This window comes from Pseudoalteromonas obscura, from assembly GCF_030135505.1.
Lineage (GTDB): Bacteria > Pseudomonadota > Gammaproteobacteria > Enterobacterales > Alteromonadaceae > Pseudoalteromonas > Pseudoalteromonas obscura.
Map to the genome: position 1 here is coordinate 304,514 of NZ_JASJUT010000005.1, position 18,719 is coordinate 323,232.

Here is an 18,719-nt window from a genome sequence, read left to right on the forward strand (position 1 = left end):
ATTTATACTTAATTCGTATGCATTTTTTACATTGCTAGTCGTTGTTATTAGGGTGTTAAAATCAAGATTGATTAATTTTTTCTAATTATTTAGTATTGTATTTCTTGGCTCTCAAAGCAGAACAAAAATTAATAATGATGCCGCCGAAATTGGTGGTTTGATGGGTCTTACATGGAACAAAATAGCTCTTTCGCTCAATCTGCAAGTTGTTTAAAACAAGCTGTACCTTTTATGGTTAAATACCAAATACCGTTATCGCCTATGAACTATGCGATTTGGTATTGCTATGTTCTAGGAAAAGAGCCCGACCTCAATCGGAAACTTGAGGAGATCCTTGCGCAGCATGGTACTTGCCCGCCGGATCAAGCTAAAGCGTTGTTTGATGAGTTCTTAAGTGAGCAAGATCTTGCTCTGTTCCATGAGATGTCAGACCTAGTAAAAGGCACACTTAATAATGTTGAACAAGAGATAAATAACACATTGAGTTGTTCAGAAGAATTTTCAGCCGTGTTGTCTGAGTGCCATGTTGGTTTACATCAGCTGAAAAAGCAAAATACCAACGCAGGGCCCGAAATCTATAATGATGTACTGAACTATGTTTCTAAACTGACTCAGGAGTCCATTGTTATGCAACACAATGCTCTGTGCTTTCAGAAGAAACTTGAAGTAGCGTACAGTGAAATAAAGCAACTGCAAGATACCTTAACGGATGCGCAGGAAAAAGCGAGCACTGATAAATTAACTGGCTTACTTAATCGAGGAAAGTTTGACGACGATATTATCAAGTTTTGTGATGAAAATAACCAGTTACAAAAGGTGCTGATCTTTATTGATATTGATCACTTTAAACAATTTAACGATGAGTTTGGTCACCAGCGTGGCGACGATGTTTTGAGAAAAGTAGCACAAAAACTTCAATTGCACAGCGACACCGAAGGTCAAGCCTATCGTTATGGTGGTGAAGAGTTTTGTATTTTAATTTCCTTTTCCAGCATTAGTGAAGCTGTTGGGTTTTCCAATCGTATTCGTGAGGACATCGCTAAACTGTCATTGAAAGACAAAGAAACTGGCGAAGTTTTGAAACATATTACTGCCAGTTTTGGCATTGCATTATTCGGTAAGACAATGACTTGGCACAGCCTAGTAGAATGCGCGGATAAAGCGTTATACCTTGCCAAATCCCATGGCCGAAATCGTGTAGAAGTAGCAGGTTAAACGACTTGCAAATATAACTCGTTAAGCGGGTTAACTAAAGCTCGTCTGTTTTTATTCTGCTTCACTGTTTTTTGACCATTTCTTTTGAGTTTCTCATCATTATTTTATGACGTTCAATAAAAATAGGTGGGAAAACACCCTTGCATCACCTCTGCATTTAGAGTTCAAACAATACAATAACGAGCAGATCCCTTCCATATTCCTTTAAACTAGAACCTCATTTATTTTAATTTTAGCCTCTTAGTAACCTGACTAAAACAGTGATATTTAGAGTGTTTTTTGATCTAAAAAGTTAACGGTGTGAAAATAAATTAATATTTTAGTTTGATTTTTGAGTATTTACTTGGTAATCATTTAATAGTGAAACACGAAGTCGTTGGGGTGTGTTTACGTTTCTTAATGAATAAAATGGAGCGTGCGTCAGTGAAATTAATCAAGCAGATATTAGTCAGCAGTTTGGTGTTAACTTTTATGGGTGCAAGTATCAGTGTTAGCGCTAAGGCCTATAAAACAGTACTGGTTCATGGTTTTCAATCTCAACAGTTGACAGCCATTGACCCGAGAAAAATCGACAGTGATGGCGAAGCATATTGGGCTGAATATTGGGGAGTCCTTGCCGATGAACGCATCGATTGGCCGTCTTATGAGCGTGTAGAAGGCAAAATTGCAAGTGACTACTTGTGGCCAAAATTACGCACTATGTCGGAACAAGGTGTTTGTCAGCCAGGGTGTATCTTCTTAACACATTCAACGGGTGATTTGATCACTCGATACATCATAGACAACCAAGCGAACTGGCTAGAAAATGCAGGGCTTGAGCCATTAAATATCGTCGCGACCTTCGATGTTGCAGGCGCTGGTGGCGGCAGTGAATTAGCCGACCTAGCTGTGAATGTTGCCAATGGTTTAGCAAATCCGGTTGTCGAAGCCGCTGTTAGAGCTTGGCTCGGACGTTCTGTGGGTCAAACGCTCGGAGTTTTAAACGATTTAAAAGTGAATAATGCGCGTCAAATTGCGAGCTTTCCAGGAGATCGTACTCCTAGACTCAGATTTGTTGCAGATGGTGACTTGTACCTAAATGCTACGAAGCTATTTTTACCTGGGATTGACGACAGTGTTGTAGCGGCCCATTCTGCATGTGGTGCCAACCAAGTAGCGGCATTTGACAGTTGTAGTGTAAATATTGGCATGGACGGAAAGCTCTCTGATCAGGACGGAGGGGTGAGACACTTTTTACCTTACCACTACCCAATGTTAATGAGTGATAACTATGATCATCACTCGGTGATATCAAATCAGGCAAATGGCAGAGTAACGACAGCTCGATCCTCGATTGATATAGCACCGAACAAACGCGTGACATTCTCTACTTATGAGGAAGAGAAAGGCTTTTGGCTGTGGAAGAAAAAGTACAGATATGTAAGACAGTCTGAGAACACCAGCATGTCAGCGCTGCTCTTTGCTGCTATCCCTGAGTAGACATTATGAAGAAAATCTTTGTCGTTATAACAAGTGCCCTATTGGCACTTGTTATTTGGCGTGCAATTACGCCAAATAGCAGCATTCAGCCGAAGCAATCGCCCAATGTACTCAAAGAAGTAGAAGATATTCAGGAACAAAAAGAGCCCGATGTAGTTGCGCTAGACAAAGAGCAAGCTACGAGTGCGATTAATATGTCGCCATTTCAACTTACCAGTACACAAAAGGCGGCGAAAGCTATCGCTTCCAATTATCGAGAAACGCTACGTTTTGCACCTTATTCTCAGCCCTTAAGCATTCACGATATTGATCGTTTGGAGCCCAATCGCTTTATTCCGGTCACAGTTCCGAATTCAGATCTGAGCGGCACGATTGCTTTGGTACTCAATAAATACCGCTTCACTTATCCAGAGCCAATTGAATTACAGTTGACCGGAGAAGGCATTACACAAGCGAAAGTGCTTGTCAGTTTAGTCGATGGCCGCAACGTACTGCTTGAGAGGGAATTGAGAGTTGAGCAGGGGCAAGCGGTCACCAAGTTGTCTGCCAAAGACACTTTTATTGGTGATATACAATTGAAAGTGACGGCAGATGTGGGTGGCGATCCTATTGCGATTGTGGCACAGGCTAAATATGTACAGCCGAGTGCAAAACTCGTCGGGCTAAAGTACATAGACGTGCAAGGCAGTGACTTAATCATTGCTTTAGAGCTAGATGTGGAAGATGCGGGTATCTATCGGGTTAGAGCAAACTTATTTGACGGTGGAAAGCCTTTGGCGCACTTGGTGACAAAGTCAAAGCTGGCCAATGGAAAACAGAAAATCACGCTGAAAGCTCATCAATCTGTATTGCCTAATTTAAGCAATGACCTCAAATTGACGACTTTCATTGTCGAACGCATGTCGTCAGTACCAGGGGAAAGAACCCGTTATGGTGAAAGTTTAATCACAGAAATTCCATTGCACACAGTTGATTTATCAGATTTAAAAAGAGAGCCATACAAACCCAGCGATAAGGAGCGTGCAAGTTTGCAGTTTTTAGAGGGGATGGCGCAGCAAACCCCTCTATAACTTGGTGTGAAACGGCCTTAATCAGTATTAAATCTGCCAACGAGTTCATTGAGGTTGTTGGCGAATATGACCAATTGTTTAGCGCCATCATACAAGGTGTCCGCAGATTGACTCACTTGTTTGATTGACTGGTTAACGCCTTCAATTTGAGTGCGACTGTCGCTTGAGTACGCGCCTTGTTGCTCTGCTTGTTGCGAAATGTTAGCGATAATGGGTTTGACCCTCGAAATCGAATCCGCAATTTCTTCAAATGCCTGATGAGCTTGCTCCGACTGCTCAATGGCTGATTTAGACTCCTCAACGCTTAAGGTCATATGTTTAGACACCGCCCTAGTTTTTTCAGTGAGTTTTGTGAGTACTTTTTCAATGTCTTTCGTCGCATCATGAGAGCGCTGGGCCAAAGTACGCACTTCATCTGCAACTACTGCAAAGCCTCGCCCTTGTTCACCGGCACGAGCAGCCTCAATGGCGGCATTGAGAGCCAGTAAGTTGGTCTGTTCGGCAATCGTTCTAATGACTTCGAGAATATTGGTAATATTGTTGCTCTGATCTTCAAGCTCACTCATTGCTTGAGCTGAGCTACCCAGTGAATCGTTTAAGGTGGCAACTTGTTTAACTGTGCTTTGAATGAGCTCATTACCCTGCTGAGCATGTGAGTCGGTATTGGATATTTCACTCAGTGCTTGGGTACAATTATCATTGACCGTCATGGCCATATTTTCCATGGCATGGGTGTGCTCAGCTGTCTGTTGAGAGGTGCTGGCTTGGTGATGACACTGTCCCCGAATTTCATCAATACTGCCGTGAGATTGCTGAGCCTGCTCATTCAAATTACTGGCATTGTTCTTAATATCAATAACCAGCGCATTGATCGAATTTAAAAATTGGTTGAACCATGAGGCAAGCTCGCTGATCTCATCATTGCCAATTATTTGCAGCCGTTTTGACAAATTACCTTCACCTTGCGCTATTTCTTTGAGCCCCTCTGAAACCATTTCAATGGGATAGACGATTTTATTGGCAAGTACAATCGCAATGACGATGAACAGCACCAACATAATCAGTGCGATAACACTGATATTGTAAGACATCGCATAGGCTGAAGAGAGAATTTCGTCTTCATCCATCAAAGCAACAAAGGTCCAGTTTAATGTTTTGGAGTAATATGATTTAGCCATCATCTGTTTTTCTGCGTCTTCGATGGCGACAAGTGCATCCTTATGTGCACTGCTCATATTTTTGATTGCTTGGTATTTAGGTGATGACAGGTCAGCGACATTTTTGAAGTTGCTATCTGGGTTCTTCGGATCGGCCAGTATCGTACCATTACCGTCCAGCAACATCAGATATCCAGTATCTCCTAGCTGAATACTACTTACAATATCAGTTAATGTTGCCAGTGTGACGTCCAGTGATTGTACGCCGACAAGTGCACTGTCGCGTTTAATTGCGGTGGCAACCGATACCATAGCTTGCCCTGTGACACCCTGATAAGGTTCGGTAATGACGACCTTGTCTGACGCTTGGCTTACTTCTTGATACCAAGGGCGCTTGCGGGGATCATAGCCGCCAAGAGGTTCAGCTGGGTATTGAATAAAGCCACCTTGAGCGGTGCCAAGGTATACAAATAAGAGTTCAGGGTGGGTAACGCCAAAACTCTCAAATAATCGAAAAATCTCAGCTTCGTTGTCTCCAGACGTCTCAGGGGTCATCATTTTTTCAGCGCCAAAGTATGTGCTAGTGTCGTCACTGACATTCACAACTGCTTGGCTTTGTGCTAAAAATCGCGCGTTGTTTTTCATTTGTTCGAAAAATAATACGAAGGTATTTTCAACCTGACGTATTTCACTGTCGGATGAAGCGGTGAATCGCGTGAGAGATTCTTGCTTAGTGCGCGTAATGCTCATGATAGATATTGCTAATATTGGAACTATCACCGTCAGGACAAAACTACTGATGAGCTTTTTGCGCATTCTCATAACTAACTCCTACATCAATGCTTTTAAACAGTATAGATGTTGATTGATATCTGCGTTAGCCAATAAAGAGATAAAATTTCAGAATCCAATGTTGAGGATTTGACAAGTAAAAACGCCATTTATTGCGTTTATTAAGCCATTCACCATTCATTTCGAAGAAGGTCAACAATTAACGTACGTGCTCTCTTTTCAATATGGAGTATAAGTAGCTATCTACACACCTGTCTTGGAGCAACATATATTCACGTAAGCAACCCTCTTTTTTCATTCCGAGTTTTTCCATCAGTTGCCATGAAGCGGTATTTTCAGTCGCGCAAATAGCCGTGATTTTATTTAGGTCGAACTCTGTGAAAAGCTTCGAAATAAGTGCGCTAGTTGCTTCAAAAGCATAGCCTTTTTTCTGTTCTTCTGGACTCAATCGGTAGCCTATTTCGCCAATGCGGCTGGCCAATTGGGTATGCTTGAATAACATTTCACCGATAAAGTCACCTGATGATTTGCACTCTAAGGTGAGCAGTAATCTCTGCCCCTCTAGATTTTGAAAAGGCTGTTTGGCTTCTTCAATGCGCTTTTTAACATCATCTAGGGTTTCTGGTTTACCAATATATCTTGATGTCTCTTGGTTCCGACGAGAGTCATAAACAGCTTGCAAATCGGTGGACTGTAAAGGTCTTATAATGAGTCGTTCGGTTTCGAATTGCATGTTACTTCTCCTTGAATACAGTGATTAGATTTTGCTGCAAAAGAGAGGTGTTTTGCAGCCAATAATACGATGATAGAAATTGTCGCGACAATGATTGAAATAGAGTCTGGGCCGCTAATCAAATATTGATTAGCAAGCCAAGCTATTACTGAAAATATCAGCAGTTCGGTGGCGCCTACAAGCGCATTGGCGGTGCTGGAACGCGATGTATGGAAGTGTCCGACATAGTACATATAGCTGGGAAAATACCCACCAAAAATAAACAATATGGCGCAATAAGCGAAGATAACGGCGTAGACGGATCCGTGAAAAAATAGGAAAGTTAGCGCACTTATTGGCAAAGCAGGCCATAAATAGACAACAACTTTTAAATGGGAGACTCGTTTTTGCATGGCTTTGGCAAGAGAAGAACCGATAAGCAGGCCGCCCATACACACTGTCATAGCTTGACCAATTTGCTCGGTGGTAAAGCCAAATTGATTCCTTAAAAGAAAGGGGAAGTAAAGCTGAATGGTTAAATATAAAAATGTCGGTGCCCATTTTAATACAGCCATTGATACAAAAAAACGACTGAGGGAAATATCGACATATTGCTTTACAAGTGCAGCGGGGCGTAATGATATATTTGAGGATTGTTGCGTGGGAAATACAATCAGGCCAAAAACCATCACGAAGCCATAATAGACAATAAGTGCAAAGGACATTCCTTGCCATGAAAACATGTCTGCGAGGGTGCCTGAAATCAGCGGTGTGATCAAAGCGACTAAACTGGCAGATATGGCTAAATTCCCCATTGAGCTATTTAGTTTATTACCTTTAAACGTCGCGTATAAAATTGCTCGGCTGACGAGTACAGGGGCTGCGCTACCAATACCTTGCAACACCCGGCCAGCTAGAAAAGTGTTGGCATCAGAGGCTAGAGCACACAGCAATGTACCCAGTACTAAAATGATTTGTCCGCAGATAAAAATAGGCCGGCTGCCGTATTTGTCACATAACGGACCAGCAATTAATTGTGCAGCCCCCAATGAAACAAAGAAGCTAATAATGATTGCCTGACTTGCTCCCTCAGTAAGCGCAAGATTTTGCGTGATATCAGGCAATACGGGCATAAATATTTGACTGGCCAATTGAGAGCATGACAGTAAAAAAGCGGCCAAAGCAATATATCTATTCAAGGCAGTTACTCATGGTGGGGCACAATAGGCGCTACTATAACGTGCTTTTAATGTCCTAAAAATAAGGTAATAATTAAAAGACTTTTTCTTCATAGGAAATAATATGGATTGGCTAAGTGCTGTACGCAGCTTTGTTGTATTATCGGATATGGGCAGTTTTACCAAGGCCGCAGATGTCATAGGTGTGTCTGCGTCGGCAATGAGCAAGCGAATTGACTGGCTTGAAAAACAGTTGGGTCAAACACTTTTTGTGCGTACGACAAGGCAAGTAAGCTTAAACGAAAACGGCATTCGCTTTTTGTCCTATGCAAGAAACTGGGTAGGGCAGTTTGACGATATGATCGAGCAGGCACAGGGGAGTGAACTTGAGCCGCAAGGTACCCTAAAAATAGCTGCGACCCAGGCCATAGGAAGTAGTTTATTAATGCCTGTCATTAAGCAATTTTTAGACAAGTATGAAAACCTCACAATTCATTTGAATATATTGACGCCGGGCTCTCCGCCAGATCTCGAGCATGATCTGGTGATCACCAGTTATTATGAAGAGTTTGATTCAGCGGCTCACAAAGGTATTCGATTGGCTGACTATCAAATGACGGTATTCGGAGCACCTAGCTATTTATCACAATGTGAAAAAATAACGGCCATTGAAGATTTGGCAGCCCATAAAATGTTGTTGAGTAATTACTACCAGAAGAAAGGCGGGATAATTTTAGAAGACGGCAGCTTATTTGATTTTAGTCACTACAATTTTGTCTCTGACCATCTTGATGCATTGATGAAGGCAGCCATTCAGGGGATGGGATTAATTTTTATCTCCCCGCAATATGTCGCCAGAGAGCTAAAGCAAGGGGTTTTAATTCCGGTCCTGCCAGATTTGAAATCAGAGGTGAAGCAATTGTGGGCCTATTACCCAAACACCCGCTTCACCCCTTATAAAACTAGGCTTTTTATTGATGAACTAAAGCAAAGTTTAACGCGACTAAAAACGGTAATTTAGACCAGCACTAAATTGGAACTGACTTAGTACGTCACCATCGAAGTGCCAAATACAATTGTCTTGTGTATTTGGATCATCGTCGCAGACAACTTGAGACGTGTTTTTTACAATGGTTGCCATCCATCTAAGCTCGGTAAATGCGTGAAAACCAGCGCCAATATTGTAGTCGATGCCAGTGAACAAGCCCGACGCAAAAAACTTATCTGCTTCGGCAAAGTTTGGTGTGATGCGGTTTACACCAATCTGTGCGCCAACATAGCTTGATAAACTGTCATTGATAGGCAGCTCAATGGCGCTTTGAAATAGTAAGTACTCCATGTCAACTTTTGCGATGGCGTTATCAGCAAACTCAGTTTCATTGATGCTGTAATACATGCCATAGCGTGTTCGGTTGATGAGTCTATCGACAGATATACCGAAGTGGCTATTGTCTTCAAGGTCGATTGTTTGGTCTTTACTGGTTGTTAAGTCGTGATTGATAGAGTGTCCTCCGAAGACGGATACTCCAAAGCCGGTATCCGCAGCTTGTGCGAATTGAGCTGAACTTAATAAACCGACAGAGGTAATGAGGCAGAATATATTTTTCATACATAATCCTTTTATGCGTATTGGGGCATATTTTGGCATAATTTTTTAGATAATTGGAGAGCAGTTATAAATAAACTGTATGTGTTATCAGATCTATTTTAAGCACAGTATAGATGGGTTAAATTTGTATATTCGAGCATCATAGTACCCAAAGTGCCTTTTAGAAGGAGGAAGTACTTATGCATAAAGCAAACAAATCTAAGTCAAATTTTAAAACCTTGAGTGACATCCAGTCACTCAAGGTTGAATGTTATCTACGAATTAAAACGGTGAACATTCGCTCTCTTTACCAAGAAGGTTTATAAATATTAGTGCCTATAAAAGATACCAATTCAGTATGGTCGTGTTTTACCGTAAGAGAAGCCAGTTTGTCAGCCGCTGTCTGTGAGATAAATTGTTTATTTGGAAGTGCAATAGCCTTAAAGTTATTGCTAATCTTTTTGACATTCTTACTTTTAAGTAGGTCTTGGAATTTATCATATTGCGCTTTGTTGTTTGCAATTGAGAACAAAAGTAGCGCTAAGTTTTTTTGATCTTGGGAGTTTAAGATGAAGCTCCTGTCTCCAGAATAATTGTGAAGCTCAGTTTCATCTTCATATGCAACACCATGATCTGGAGTGAGTGCCGTTCTAACTGCTGCATTCCCTAACGTTAGAGTCAATTTTGCTTGGGCATTGTAGCTTGCTGTTTGCGCAACTAATTCGTCAGCCATTTCATTGCTTAAATAGACGTTTGTAAGTTTAGTGATGGGACCATAAGCTTTTTCAATCAAGTAGTGAATAGATGTGCCTTGTTGCGCACTTACTTCTGAATAAGGTACGTAGTATAGATTTTTCAGTTTTTCTTTCTGCAACTCCGCATTTTTCGCATCACTGTTAAGAAGTGGATACATGGTACTTGTAACAGACTGCAGATCACCATCTAGCACCATAGTATTTACGATTTGGAGGGCACACAGGCTGTCTTTGTATTTATATAATTGTTGACTGGTTAAGTGGACTGAAGCGTTTTGCTTGCTTGATTGATAAGAAGATGAGCCGACAGCCTCAACAGAGATAGCCGAAAATGCCAGTAGTAAACCCGAAAACAGTAAAGTTCTTTTCATATTAGATTCCCTATTCTAGTTAAGTTTTAGGTCTGTAGAAAATACAAAGTCATTAAATTTCTGTGTATTTGCATCGGAATGACATCCGCTGCAGCTCGAATCTAGCCCATCGAATGGCTCTAAAATGGGGTTGGCTAAATATTTTGGTTTGATGATCCCCATATCTGACCATTGACTATTTAGAATACGATAATTCCCCCAAACAGAGCTCTTTAACAGCTCCGCTGTTTTAGCGTTATAAATTGTTAGGATATCTTTGTCTTCATTGGAAAGAAGGCCTAAAAGAGCGCTGGGTTCACAACCTGAAGCATTCGAGTAGCAAGTGGGCTTATTTATTTTACAGGTAGGAAGTTGAGTATTTAAATTGCCAGACCGATCATAACAGCTTTCTTTAATCGTAATAAAACGCTCAGTAAAAAGCGGGTACTTCGAATTCAGATCAACCTCTGATTTTGAATTTTGCTGTTTAGTTGGAACCGCGCCTGAGTGCAGGTATGTTGCCCAGCTCCACATATTCAGTTTGTAACTTGTATCTGCTGGCGCTAAAGCTTGTGGCGTCGGGTTATTTTTATTGATTATGTGTAATGCAGAAAGACTGACAACCGCTAGTTTGCAATTTGTTACCTGTTGTTGCTCTTTTTCAACGATAAATGCCGCCGCTCGATGGTAGTTTTCTGCATCTGAAAAAGAACTTATTAGCCATGCGGCTTTAACAAAAATTGACCCTCTCTTGTTTGCATATGCATCAGCTGCGGGAAATATTTTGGGGTCAGCCGTTTCATTATCTTTTAAGTAGTCAAATGCTACTTTGTTCATGTGAATAGAGTAGTAGACTGGGTTACCATTGCTATCTATTAGAATGTTACCTTGAGGGTTTAAAAGCGTTTCAAGTAATAATGGTGTATTTAAATTGGTTATATTTGGATGGTTTTTTTCAAACAAAGCGCGATCTTGAAATGAGACAAAATCGTGGCATATATCAGGTATTTCTTTCTTGGCTTTTTGCCAAGATGTGTCATCTAACTTGGAAAATGAGTTTAAGTTAGGCCATGATTGCCATACCGGGTATGTGTCTCTTTTAGATAGGTAATTAGAGCGATAGTCGGCAACGCCAGGAAGGCCTTCCAATACATCCCAATTTAACGCATGAAATTGTCGGTAAGCATCGCGAATGACTGACTGGTTTGTCCGATTGTTGCCCAATGTAGCAAAGAAGCAGGGCAGTATGCGATATCCTTGATTGGCCAATTGAGTGTAATTATCACACTGGGTTGGGAGTTGGTGCAAATAGGCATGGTCAACATCCACTGAAGAACTAGCAACCGCTGTTAAATAGATAAGTACACTATAAATCATCAAATTCCCTTTTAAACTAGAAAAGATATGGATTTAAAAATACTTCTTAAACTTTTGATATTTAATGCTAAATAACAACAACTTTATATTGTTTGTTAGTGTGCGGTGGAAAATTTGTACTGCCGCAAGACAACAAGAGATATCACAATACGAGTTGTTTAATTTATCATCAGGCAATATGAAAGTGTTAATTTTTAGTTGGTTTTTTGTGTTGTGGCGTTACGGCGTGAGGTGGCTTGTTGATATTAGAGCCGTGGACAAACATGCCGGTGTGAAAATTTGTTGCTACGTAATATTGGCAATGCTTTGTATTGCAGCGATTTATAGTTTTTTATGTTTCTGTAAGTAAGGCTATTATAAAAATAGCCCTATACGAGATTATTTACAGGCTTGGCTGTTTAGCCAATGTGCATCTTCAAAAATGAACATAAAGTCAGTTGGAGAAATGGAGTAACTCGATTTTAGCTGATCTTTTGGCACATTGTTGATTGCGGCCTGCGCAAAGCCACCACTCACATGGCAGTTCATACATGATGAGCTTTTATAGAATAGCTTATTATCTTTACCAACTGGGGTATTACCAAGCTGAAGAAACGTTTCGAGCACTTCATTGGTTAGAAATACCGGATGAGGTGCGCCTCCAGAATAGTTAGCAATTTTACCTGGAAAAGTTTCACGCTCAGGATCGCTGCTGTCGGTTGAAAACTGCGTGCCGATCAAGTTGTAATATTGAAGGACAGACTTTTCTTTAGCTAACTTTTGTTTTACAAACTGATTGACCTGTTTTGTAATGGGGCCTATTTGTTCCAATCTAGTGACCTGTGTTTTTGTCTCACCGCCATTTGCATGATTAACAGCACAGGTTGGGCAGTTGGGATCATTGAACAATGGATTACTGCCAGATATGTTGTCTTCGTGGCTAAATGTTGTAAACACCCAGTTTGGAGAAGAAACGGTTTTATGGCTGATATGAAAACCGACGACACCTAATGTTTTAGTGACGTTTTTAGTAGACTTACTATACTCTCCATTGTCCAGGTTTTCATACACTTTGACACTTTTTTGCATATGTATGAACTTGCTCGGGTCGTCATTTTCACCTAGCACTTTCCAAGCTACTTTAATAGTCAGTCCGCCAGTATTATCTGTCGGACCATAGTTTTCTAGCGCTGGAATGCTATTACAGATCTTGTTGACATCATCCGGACAATTAACATAGCCACCTGTGTTTGCGATAACTTGGCCATAACTTTTTAAATAGTCAATTTGCCCGTCAATATTATAGAGCTGGTATGGTTTAACTAATGCACTTTGGTTTTCAAATTGCGTGACCAAATTAAATATATTCGGAGACAGCAGCTTTTGGTAATAAACAGGTTCATTGTTTTGATCGACCAAAATGGCTTGGCTTATTGCCATATCAAGTGGGGCAACTTGACTAATGGCTTTTAAAGCTGGGTTAACAGACGCGTTTTTAGTAAAATCCCAACCATCTGGTGTACAACCATTTTCCATAAAAACGCTGTCTGTATCTCTCCAGTTAAACCAAATAGGGGTATTGCAGTTTGCACCTGTGCATACCTGTAAGTTCTTCGCCGTGACATTGAACTGCTTATCCACTTCTCGGTTCAAAGTTATAAACTGAGCCCAAGAGAATAAGTCATACTGGTTGGTTAAAAATGCCAGCTTCTTATTGTAACTGCTATCACTTGGCGTGAGAGGTTTTATCGTTCTACAGATTTTTTTGTTATAGGCGTCAGGTGGAAAGTAAGGCAGTGTTGTAATATCGTCAGGCAAAAATAAACTGTGATTTTCATAATCACAGCTGTTTTTACTCAACCAATCTGGAAATGTAGCGTACTGTTGTTCGGCAGCTATTTGAAAACTCATTATGCTTGTAAGCGTTACGCTGGAAATTAGAGTAAGTGATTTAATCATCCGAATAATCTTCTTTTTGGTTGTGGGCTTGAATGTAGATAACTTTTCAGATTGCAGCTGCCATCTTCGAAGATTGAAAACTTGGTATAAAAAGCTTTGTTATTTGGATTGTTTTCAAGCCATTTAGATACGTCGTTCAGCCTGTGATAATTAGGCTCTTTGTCACAAATATCGATGACTCTTTCTATAAACTCGTCGTTAATATAGTTATCTTTTTCCTGCCTCACCCAAGGCAGCTCAACTTCTATTTTTGTGCTCAATTGATCAGTGAATGAAATGCTGATTTGTACTTTGTGGCTCAGTTCAGACGCAATGTTCAATACGCTTTGTAAATGAGCTACATCACCTTGCCACTCAAATAGCGCAAGCTGAGGCAAAACGTGTTCACACTCTAATGTGATTGTGAATTTCGTCTTTAGGCTATCTCTGGCAAAAGTAAACCCAATATGATTCAACTTACCGTATTCTAATTTCCCGGCAAGTGCTTCGCCTAGAGCAAGAGAGTTGGGCGCCAATGTCGACAGTGCATGCTTAATTGTGTCGTTAAGCTTTTCTCCTTTTACATAGCTATAGTGTTGTGTGCTTATATAAAATGTCGGAATAATAGGGTAGTGGGTTTTACTCCAGTCAAAGCTCAACCAAATAAGTGGTATGTCTCTTAGGCAGCGGTGCTGAGTATAGAGATCTAAAAATTCATTAATTTGTTTGGATTGATGTTGTTCAATCGAATCAAACAAACCTCTAAGTTGCAGAAGCGTTTCTTCAGACGTGTCATAGGCGACGAGAAAGTCACATGGGTGATTGAGTTCAGCAGCCCGGTATTCGTAACAAACGCCTTTGGTAAATTGGGGGATTTTGTCAGCAAGATATTTGGTTGCTTCTTGGTTGTTTTGATTAATTAAAAAGCCATGAGAGTGGCACAATTGCTGATGTAGTTGAGATAGATTATTCATAGTGTGATGCGAGGCAAGCGCCTCGCATGTCTCCATTACCAGATTTTGGCGATATCGTCGTCAATTTCTGGACGAAGCTCTTCGCAGTACTGAGCCCATAGATCATCAGTTAAGAATGACTCTTTCACTACTTTCTGTACCAGTTCTGTTTGTGATTCAGATAGGTCGAAAAGCGCCATAGCCTGAGGTAGGTTTTGTAACACTAGCTCTCTCACTTCTGGATCGTTTGCAGCGTTATAAGTAAAAGACAGTAGCCCTTTAGGATATGTTTTCATCTAAATTTTCCTTAGTGTATTTAGTTGAGGTTTTACATAAAGTGAACTTGATACATCGGAAGACTCTTCTGCAATATCAAGGAATTGTGTGTTGGTTTCGCCACACAATAAATAGGTCATTTTGGCTAATACGGAATAGTAAAAGGCGCGATGTGACAAGTAGCCAGAAAACTGTTTGATACCCATCTCAAATTGTTCAATTGAGATATCCGCATCGACGCTGGCAATAAAATGCAGCATTTCACAATAGCCTTTCCAGCCGTCATTTTTTGCTTCTCTCGCCAAGTCCACACCTTTTTGAGATAAGCGCTTTGCCTCTTCGGCACACTGGATAAAAGTGGTTTTATCGGCAGCCAACAGAGCTTTGTTTAATTGGTATTCTGCTTGGAATCCGTGTGTGGCCGATAGCACATCGACAATGCCAACCTCATGAGCGAGTTTTGTTTGTTGTGTGATCAGTTTGTCGGCCTGAGCTTGGTTATCTAGATAAAGCTCTGCAAACGCCCTAAAACCGATACAAACTAATTCGGAGCAGAAACCAAAGTTATTTGAAATAGTCTCGGAGTCATTTTTGAATATATTGTCTGGCATCTCATCGAGTACGGTAATGATCTTTGAGAACTCGGCTTTGGAGAATAAGGTCTGAATAAGAATTTCATAAATAACCGGCTTAAATTCGTCAGGAACCCACTCACTATTTTGGTATAGATCCAATGCGAGTTGGTGGGCCTGCTCGGTTTCGCCTGTGGCGTATAGTTGTAACCAAAGTCCACGAGTCGTGGTAAACCTTTCTTTAGAATCTGTATTTTCGTTTAGCACTTTAAAGTTTTCATGTAGTGCATCACTGGCTTGCTCATCTACCCAGCCATTTCCTGCAATACGGACAGACGCGAGATCATTTTTAACTTTAAGGTACAGCTCGGTTTCGCTCAGTTCACCTGTTTGGCAGATTCTTAAAGCCTCTTGTAAGTATGACTCGGCCTCCATGATTGCAAACAGCTGCTTTGCACCGTTTGCGCTGTCTAGCATCAAAGTTGCAGCGCTTTCAAATTGACTTACTTTTTGTAGATGAAATGCAGTTACAAATGGTTGCTCGGTGTACCTATCCAAGCGTTTTAAAGCATCTATAAATAGTGCGTGTTTCGCTGTGGCTTCTGTATGAGTTTGTGAGTCATAGGCAGCATCTCTGACTAGGGCGTGCTTAAATACATAGCTATCACTGTTTACGCGCCTTTGTTGAACGATTAACTCTCGCTCAAGTAACTCGTTCAAGTCATTTTGAATTTGATCTTCGCTCAGTGAAGACGTTGCAACTAACAACTCGTATTCAAACTCTCTACCAATGGTGGCGGCAAGCTGAGCTGTTTCTTTAGCATGCACTAGGTTATCAAGCTTTTGTTGCAGCGACTCACGTAAGCTGCTTGGTACTTGCTCCAGCCTGTCAGGGCTGATAAATGTGATAGCACCACCAGACTCGTGAACGAGCTGCTTTTCTTTGAGCATATCGACCAGCTCTTCGATAAACAGTGGTATGCCATCGGTTCGTTTTACCAGCACAGAACGTACATTGTCGGACACATTTTTGCTGTCGAACAGCTGTTCAATAAAGTCTGTTGTAGCTTGTGCAGTAAGTTTATTAAGTTCGATCTCTAGCAGCGTTAGGTCATGTAAGCTGCTCGGGCATGCTTGCCTTGAAGTACTTATCATAACGTTGCCATCTAGAAGCTTTGCGGCAAAATAGCGTAAGAACTCTAAGGTGATAGAGTCTGACCAATGAATATCTTCTATGATATAGAGCTTAAATTCGCTGATACTGGATTGACGAGATAATAACAGCGCACTTAAACCTGCAAACAGTAACTGCTTTTGCTCGTCTGGTGATTGCGAAGATGGTTGCATATCTTCAGGTAATTCGACAGCGAGCCATACCATTAAGATAGGAATGGTTGCATTGATTTCTGAATCGGACTGGCCATAGTCGGTTAAGACATCAGTGAATAATTGCGTGATATTATCTGTCGTTTGATTGTCTGTATTGAATAGGTATTTAACTAAATTGAGAACTGGGTACAGAGCACTGTTTTGGTGTTCTGGTAAACACTGAGCAACCAAATGTTGATACTTGCTGGCATTATCCCTAACTTCTTGCAGTAATCGAGACTTCCCAATACCTGCTTCACCATAGATATGGGCGATGCGGGTATTGTTTTCGCCATTAATTACAGACAGTGTTTTGTCTAGCTCTAGTTGTCGACCAATTAATTTATGGTGACTCTTGGTACCGCGCATAAAGCCAAACGCTTCGATACGCTTTTCACCTTTTAAGTTGTATATGGACAGTTGCCCAAAAGATAAACCAAGTTGGATATTGTCAAAATAGTCGAAGTCACTATAGGGCTCTAAAATAGCTCGAGACTCTGCTGAGCAGAGAATTTGTCTTTCCCCTGCCAGTCTGGCCAGATCCATAGCTATATTGGCAATATTGCCCTCAGGTACCGAGTTGGCATAGGTTACGAAAATACCCGAATGTATACCGATGTGAGCATTAAGTTGAACCCCGTGGGCTTCTTGCATCAGTGCATTACGTTTACCTAGTTCACTGATCACATCTAAAGCTGTTCTAGCACTCAGTCGGGTATCATTGTCGCTTGCTACGGGATAACCAAAATAAAACAACATTGTATCGGCAAGGTTGCCGACATGGTATGCCCCAAACCGTGTTGCTATATCGATACAGTGGTTGCGTTGAGATTTAAATAAGGTGTCGATAACGTCAAAGTCTTTTGCGCTTTCGTTCAGCCTTTTTGCACTCAAGCGCAATGCCAACACGGTGATCTGCTTACGCTCTGTGAGTGTTGTATAGTCTTGCGACACTGGGCTATTCGGATCGTCGTTACGCAAAACAACCGTGTGGTCATCGTAGCCATGTTGCGCTTGCACATCTGCCAAGATACCTACCAAGTTGGAGACGTTCATGGTGTGAAGTTCAGAAAATATCTCTTTTCCTGAAATAACACGTTCAGTGGCGTTTTTCTGTAGAACTCTGCGCAGTAATCCGGACAAAGGGTGGCCGAGCAAGGCACTAGGGATGGGAATATGCACATCACTGAGCTGCTTGTGATAAATCGAGGCTACACTCGACCCCGTCACCGCTGGCATGCCTGTTAGGCATTCTAGTAATACCAGACCCCACACATATAAGTCTGTTTTTTCTGAAGCCGGTTCTCCTCTTAACTGCTCTGGAGCACTATAAGAAGGGGTACCAATCGTCTCTTGAGTTAAAGTGATAGTTGAGAAGTCTTGATGCCTGTTTTCTTGGGTCAAGGTACCGATACCAAAATCTAGAATTTTGGCATGTGTTTTCGCCCCCGCTTGTGTAAGCATGATATTGGCGGGTTTGATATCTCGGTGAATAATCCCTTTTTTGTGTGCATGAATAAGCGCATCGAGCACTTGCAGCATGATATCGGTGGCACCGACAGCATCCAGTGCTCCTTCTTGCATCAAATGTTCACGTAGAGATAGACCTTCGATATATTCAAAAACACCATAAAGAAGGTGTTCATTGACTTGCCCTTTGTCTAGAAGACGCACTATATGTGGGTGCTCTAACTGCCCACTCAGCGCGGTTTCTCGCTTGAATCGTTCAACGTAGCGTTTCTTTTTTGACTCTTCTAAATGGGGCTCAAGGGCAAGAAATTTAATTGCAACAGTTTGCTCAGTATTTTTGTTTCTTGCCTTATATACTTTACCAAAACCACCTTCACCAATCTTATGAAGCAGCTCATAGTGGGAGGATTCAAAGTTATTCTCTATATATGGATCAGAAAAATGTGTTAATGACATTATGCTTATTCTTCGAGTTAATTATTTTTGCCAA

Annotated in this window: 14 protein-coding genes; 4 read left to right on the plus strand and 10 right to left on the minus strand. The window is 41.2% G+C overall.

The genetic code is table 11. From position 1 onward, the window contains the following. The first annotated feature begins 171 nt into the window (after positions 1 to 171). The 3 genes from QNM18_RS14475 (at position 172) to QNM18_RS14485 (ending at position 3,764) form a co-directional block, all read left to right on the plus strand. Entirely contained in the window at positions 172 to 1,215 is a 1,044-nt protein-coding gene (locus QNM18_RS14475) for a GGDEF domain-containing protein (RefSeq protein ID WP_211011496.1), read from the plus strand. A 399-nt stretch (positions 1,216 to 1,614) separates the two neighbouring features. Then, entirely contained in the window at positions 1,615 to 2,694 is a 1,080-nt protein-coding gene (locus tag QNM18_RS14480; protein WP_211011801.1) for a hypothetical protein, read from the plus strand. Between the two features lie 5 nt (positions 2,695 to 2,699). After that, positions 2,700 to 3,764, plus strand: coding sequence for a hypothetical protein (locus QNM18_RS14485; RefSeq protein ID WP_284137641.1), 1,065 nt, complete (start codon positions 2,700 to 2,702; stop codon positions 3,762 to 3,764). A 17-nt stretch (positions 3,765 to 3,781) separates the two neighbouring features. Here the strand turns inward: QNM18_RS14485 and QNM18_RS14490 are convergent, their stop codons facing one another. The 3 genes from QNM18_RS14490 to QNM18_RS14500 all read right to left on the minus strand — a co-directional run bounded on the left by QNM18_RS14490 (position 3,782) and on the right by QNM18_RS14500 (position 7,624). Then, positions 3,782 to 5,743, minus strand: coding sequence for a methyl-accepting chemotaxis protein (locus QNM18_RS14490; protein WP_284137642.1), 1,962 nt, complete (start codon positions 5,741 to 5,743; stop codon positions 3,782 to 3,784). A 169-nt stretch (positions 5,744 to 5,912) separates the two neighbouring features. Continuing rightward, complete coding sequence (locus QNM18_RS14495) at positions 5,913 to 6,446, minus strand: GNAT family N-acetyltransferase (protein ID WP_284137643.1); 534 nt, start codon at positions 6,444 to 6,446, stop codon at positions 5,913 to 5,915. After that, entirely contained in the window at positions 6,416 to 7,624 is a 1,209-nt protein-coding gene (locus QNM18_RS14500; protein ID WP_284137644.1) for an MFS transporter, read from the minus strand. The genes QNM18_RS14495 and QNM18_RS14500 overlap by 31 nt, the downstream gene beginning before the upstream one ends. Positions 7,625 to 7,727: 103 nt before the next feature. On the opposite strand from QNM18_RS14500, the gene QNM18_RS14505 reads away from it, so the two are divergent. Next, positions 7,728 to 8,624, plus strand: coding sequence for a LysR family transcriptional regulator (locus QNM18_RS14505; protein ID WP_211011491.1), 897 nt, complete (start codon positions 7,728 to 7,730; stop codon positions 8,622 to 8,624). Here the strand turns inward: QNM18_RS14505 and QNM18_RS14510 are convergent. The 7 genes from QNM18_RS14510 to QNM18_RS14540 all read right to left on the minus strand — a co-directional run bounded on the left by QNM18_RS14510 (position 8,607) and on the right by QNM18_RS14540 (position 18,685). Then, positions 8,607 to 9,212 carry an outer membrane beta-barrel protein gene (locus tag QNM18_RS14510; RefSeq protein ID WP_284137645.1) on the minus strand — a complete coding sequence of 202 codons (606 nt, stop codon included), beginning with the start codon at positions 9,210 to 9,212 and terminating at the stop codon, positions 8,607 to 8,609. The genes QNM18_RS14505 and QNM18_RS14510 overlap by 18 nt on opposite strands. 286 nt (positions 9,213 to 9,498) lie before the next feature. Then, positions 9,499 to 10,317 (minus strand): hypothetical protein, encoded by an 819-nt coding sequence (locus tag QNM18_RS14515; protein ID WP_284137646.1) that lies wholly within the window; start codon positions 10,315 to 10,317, stop codon positions 9,499 to 9,501. Positions 10,318 to 10,332: 15 nt separating this feature from the next. Then, a complete protein-coding gene (locus QNM18_RS14520; RefSeq protein ID WP_284137647.1) occupies positions 10,333 to 11,673 on the minus strand; it encodes a hypothetical protein in 1,341 nt (446 codons plus the stop codon). A 378-nt stretch (positions 11,674 to 12,051) separates the two neighbouring features. Further along, positions 12,052 to 13,563, minus strand: coding sequence for a hypothetical protein (locus QNM18_RS14525; protein ID WP_284137648.1), 1,512 nt, complete (start codon positions 13,561 to 13,563; stop codon positions 12,052 to 12,054). Positions 13,564 to 13,607: 44 nt separating this feature from the next. Beyond that, entirely contained in the window at positions 13,608 to 14,564 is a 957-nt protein-coding gene (locus QNM18_RS14530; protein WP_284137649.1) for a hypothetical protein, read from the minus strand. 35 nt (positions 14,565 to 14,599) lie between these two features. Continuing rightward, entirely contained in the window at positions 14,600 to 14,839 is a 240-nt protein-coding gene (locus QNM18_RS14535; RefSeq protein ID WP_211011485.1) for a hypothetical protein, read from the minus strand. Beyond that, positions 14,840 to 18,685 (minus strand): TOMM system kinase/cyclase fusion protein, encoded by a 3,846-nt coding sequence (locus tag QNM18_RS14540; protein WP_284137650.1) that lies wholly within the window; start codon positions 18,683 to 18,685, stop codon positions 14,840 to 14,842. Between the last annotated feature and the right edge of the window lie 34 nt (positions 18,686 to 18,719).

What these genes read in the sequence shown, in the direction of transcription:
- QNM18_RS14475 (WP_211011496.1), top strand. Translation starts at nt 172, where the DNA reads ATGGAACAAAATAGCTCTTTCGCTCAATCTGCAAGTTGTTTAAAACAA.
- QNM18_RS14480 (WP_211011801.1), top strand. Translation starts at nt 1,615, where the DNA reads ATGAATAAAATGGAGCGTGCGTCAGTGAAATTAATCAAGCAGATATTA.
- QNM18_RS14485 (WP_284137641.1), top strand. Translation starts at nt 2,700, where the DNA reads ATGAAGAAAATCTTTGTCGTTATAACAAGTGCCCTATTGGCACTTGTT.
- QNM18_RS14490 (WP_284137642.1), bottom strand. Translation starts at nt 5,743, where the DNA reads ATGAGAATGCGCAAAAAGCTCATCAGTAGTTTTGTCCTGACGGTGATA.
- QNM18_RS14495 (WP_284137643.1), bottom strand. Translation starts at nt 6,446, where the DNA reads ATGCAATTCGAAACCGAACGACTCATTATAAGACCTTTACAGTCCACC.
- QNM18_RS14505 (WP_211011491.1), top strand. Translation starts at nt 7,728, where the DNA reads ATGGATTGGCTAAGTGCTGTACGCAGCTTTGTTGTATTATCGGATATG.
- QNM18_RS14510 (WP_284137645.1), bottom strand. Translation starts at nt 9,212, where the DNA reads ATGAAAAATATATTCTGCCTCATTACCTCTGTCGGTTTATTAAGTTCA.
- QNM18_RS14515 (WP_284137646.1), bottom strand. Translation starts at nt 10,317, where the DNA reads ATGAAAAGAACTTTACTGTTTTCGGGTTTACTACTGGCATTTTCGGCT.
- QNM18_RS14520 (WP_284137647.1), bottom strand. Translation starts at nt 11,673, where the DNA reads ATGATTTATAGTGTACTTATCTATTTAACAGCGGTTGCTAGTTCTTCA.
- QNM18_RS14525 (WP_284137648.1), bottom strand. Translation starts at nt 13,563, where the DNA reads ATGAGTTTTCAAATAGCTGCCGAACAACAGTACGCTACATTTCCAGAT.
- QNM18_RS14530 (WP_284137649.1), bottom strand. Translation starts at nt 14,564, where the DNA reads ATGAATAATCTATCTCAACTACATCAGCAATTGTGCCACTCTCATGGC.
- QNM18_RS14535 (WP_211011485.1), bottom strand. Translation starts at nt 14,839, where the DNA reads ATGAAAACATATCCTAAAGGGCTACTGTCTTTTACTTATAACGCTGCA.
- QNM18_RS14540 (WP_284137650.1), bottom strand. Translation starts at nt 18,685, where the DNA reads ATGTCATTAACACATTTTTCTGATCCATATATAGAGAATAACTTTGAA.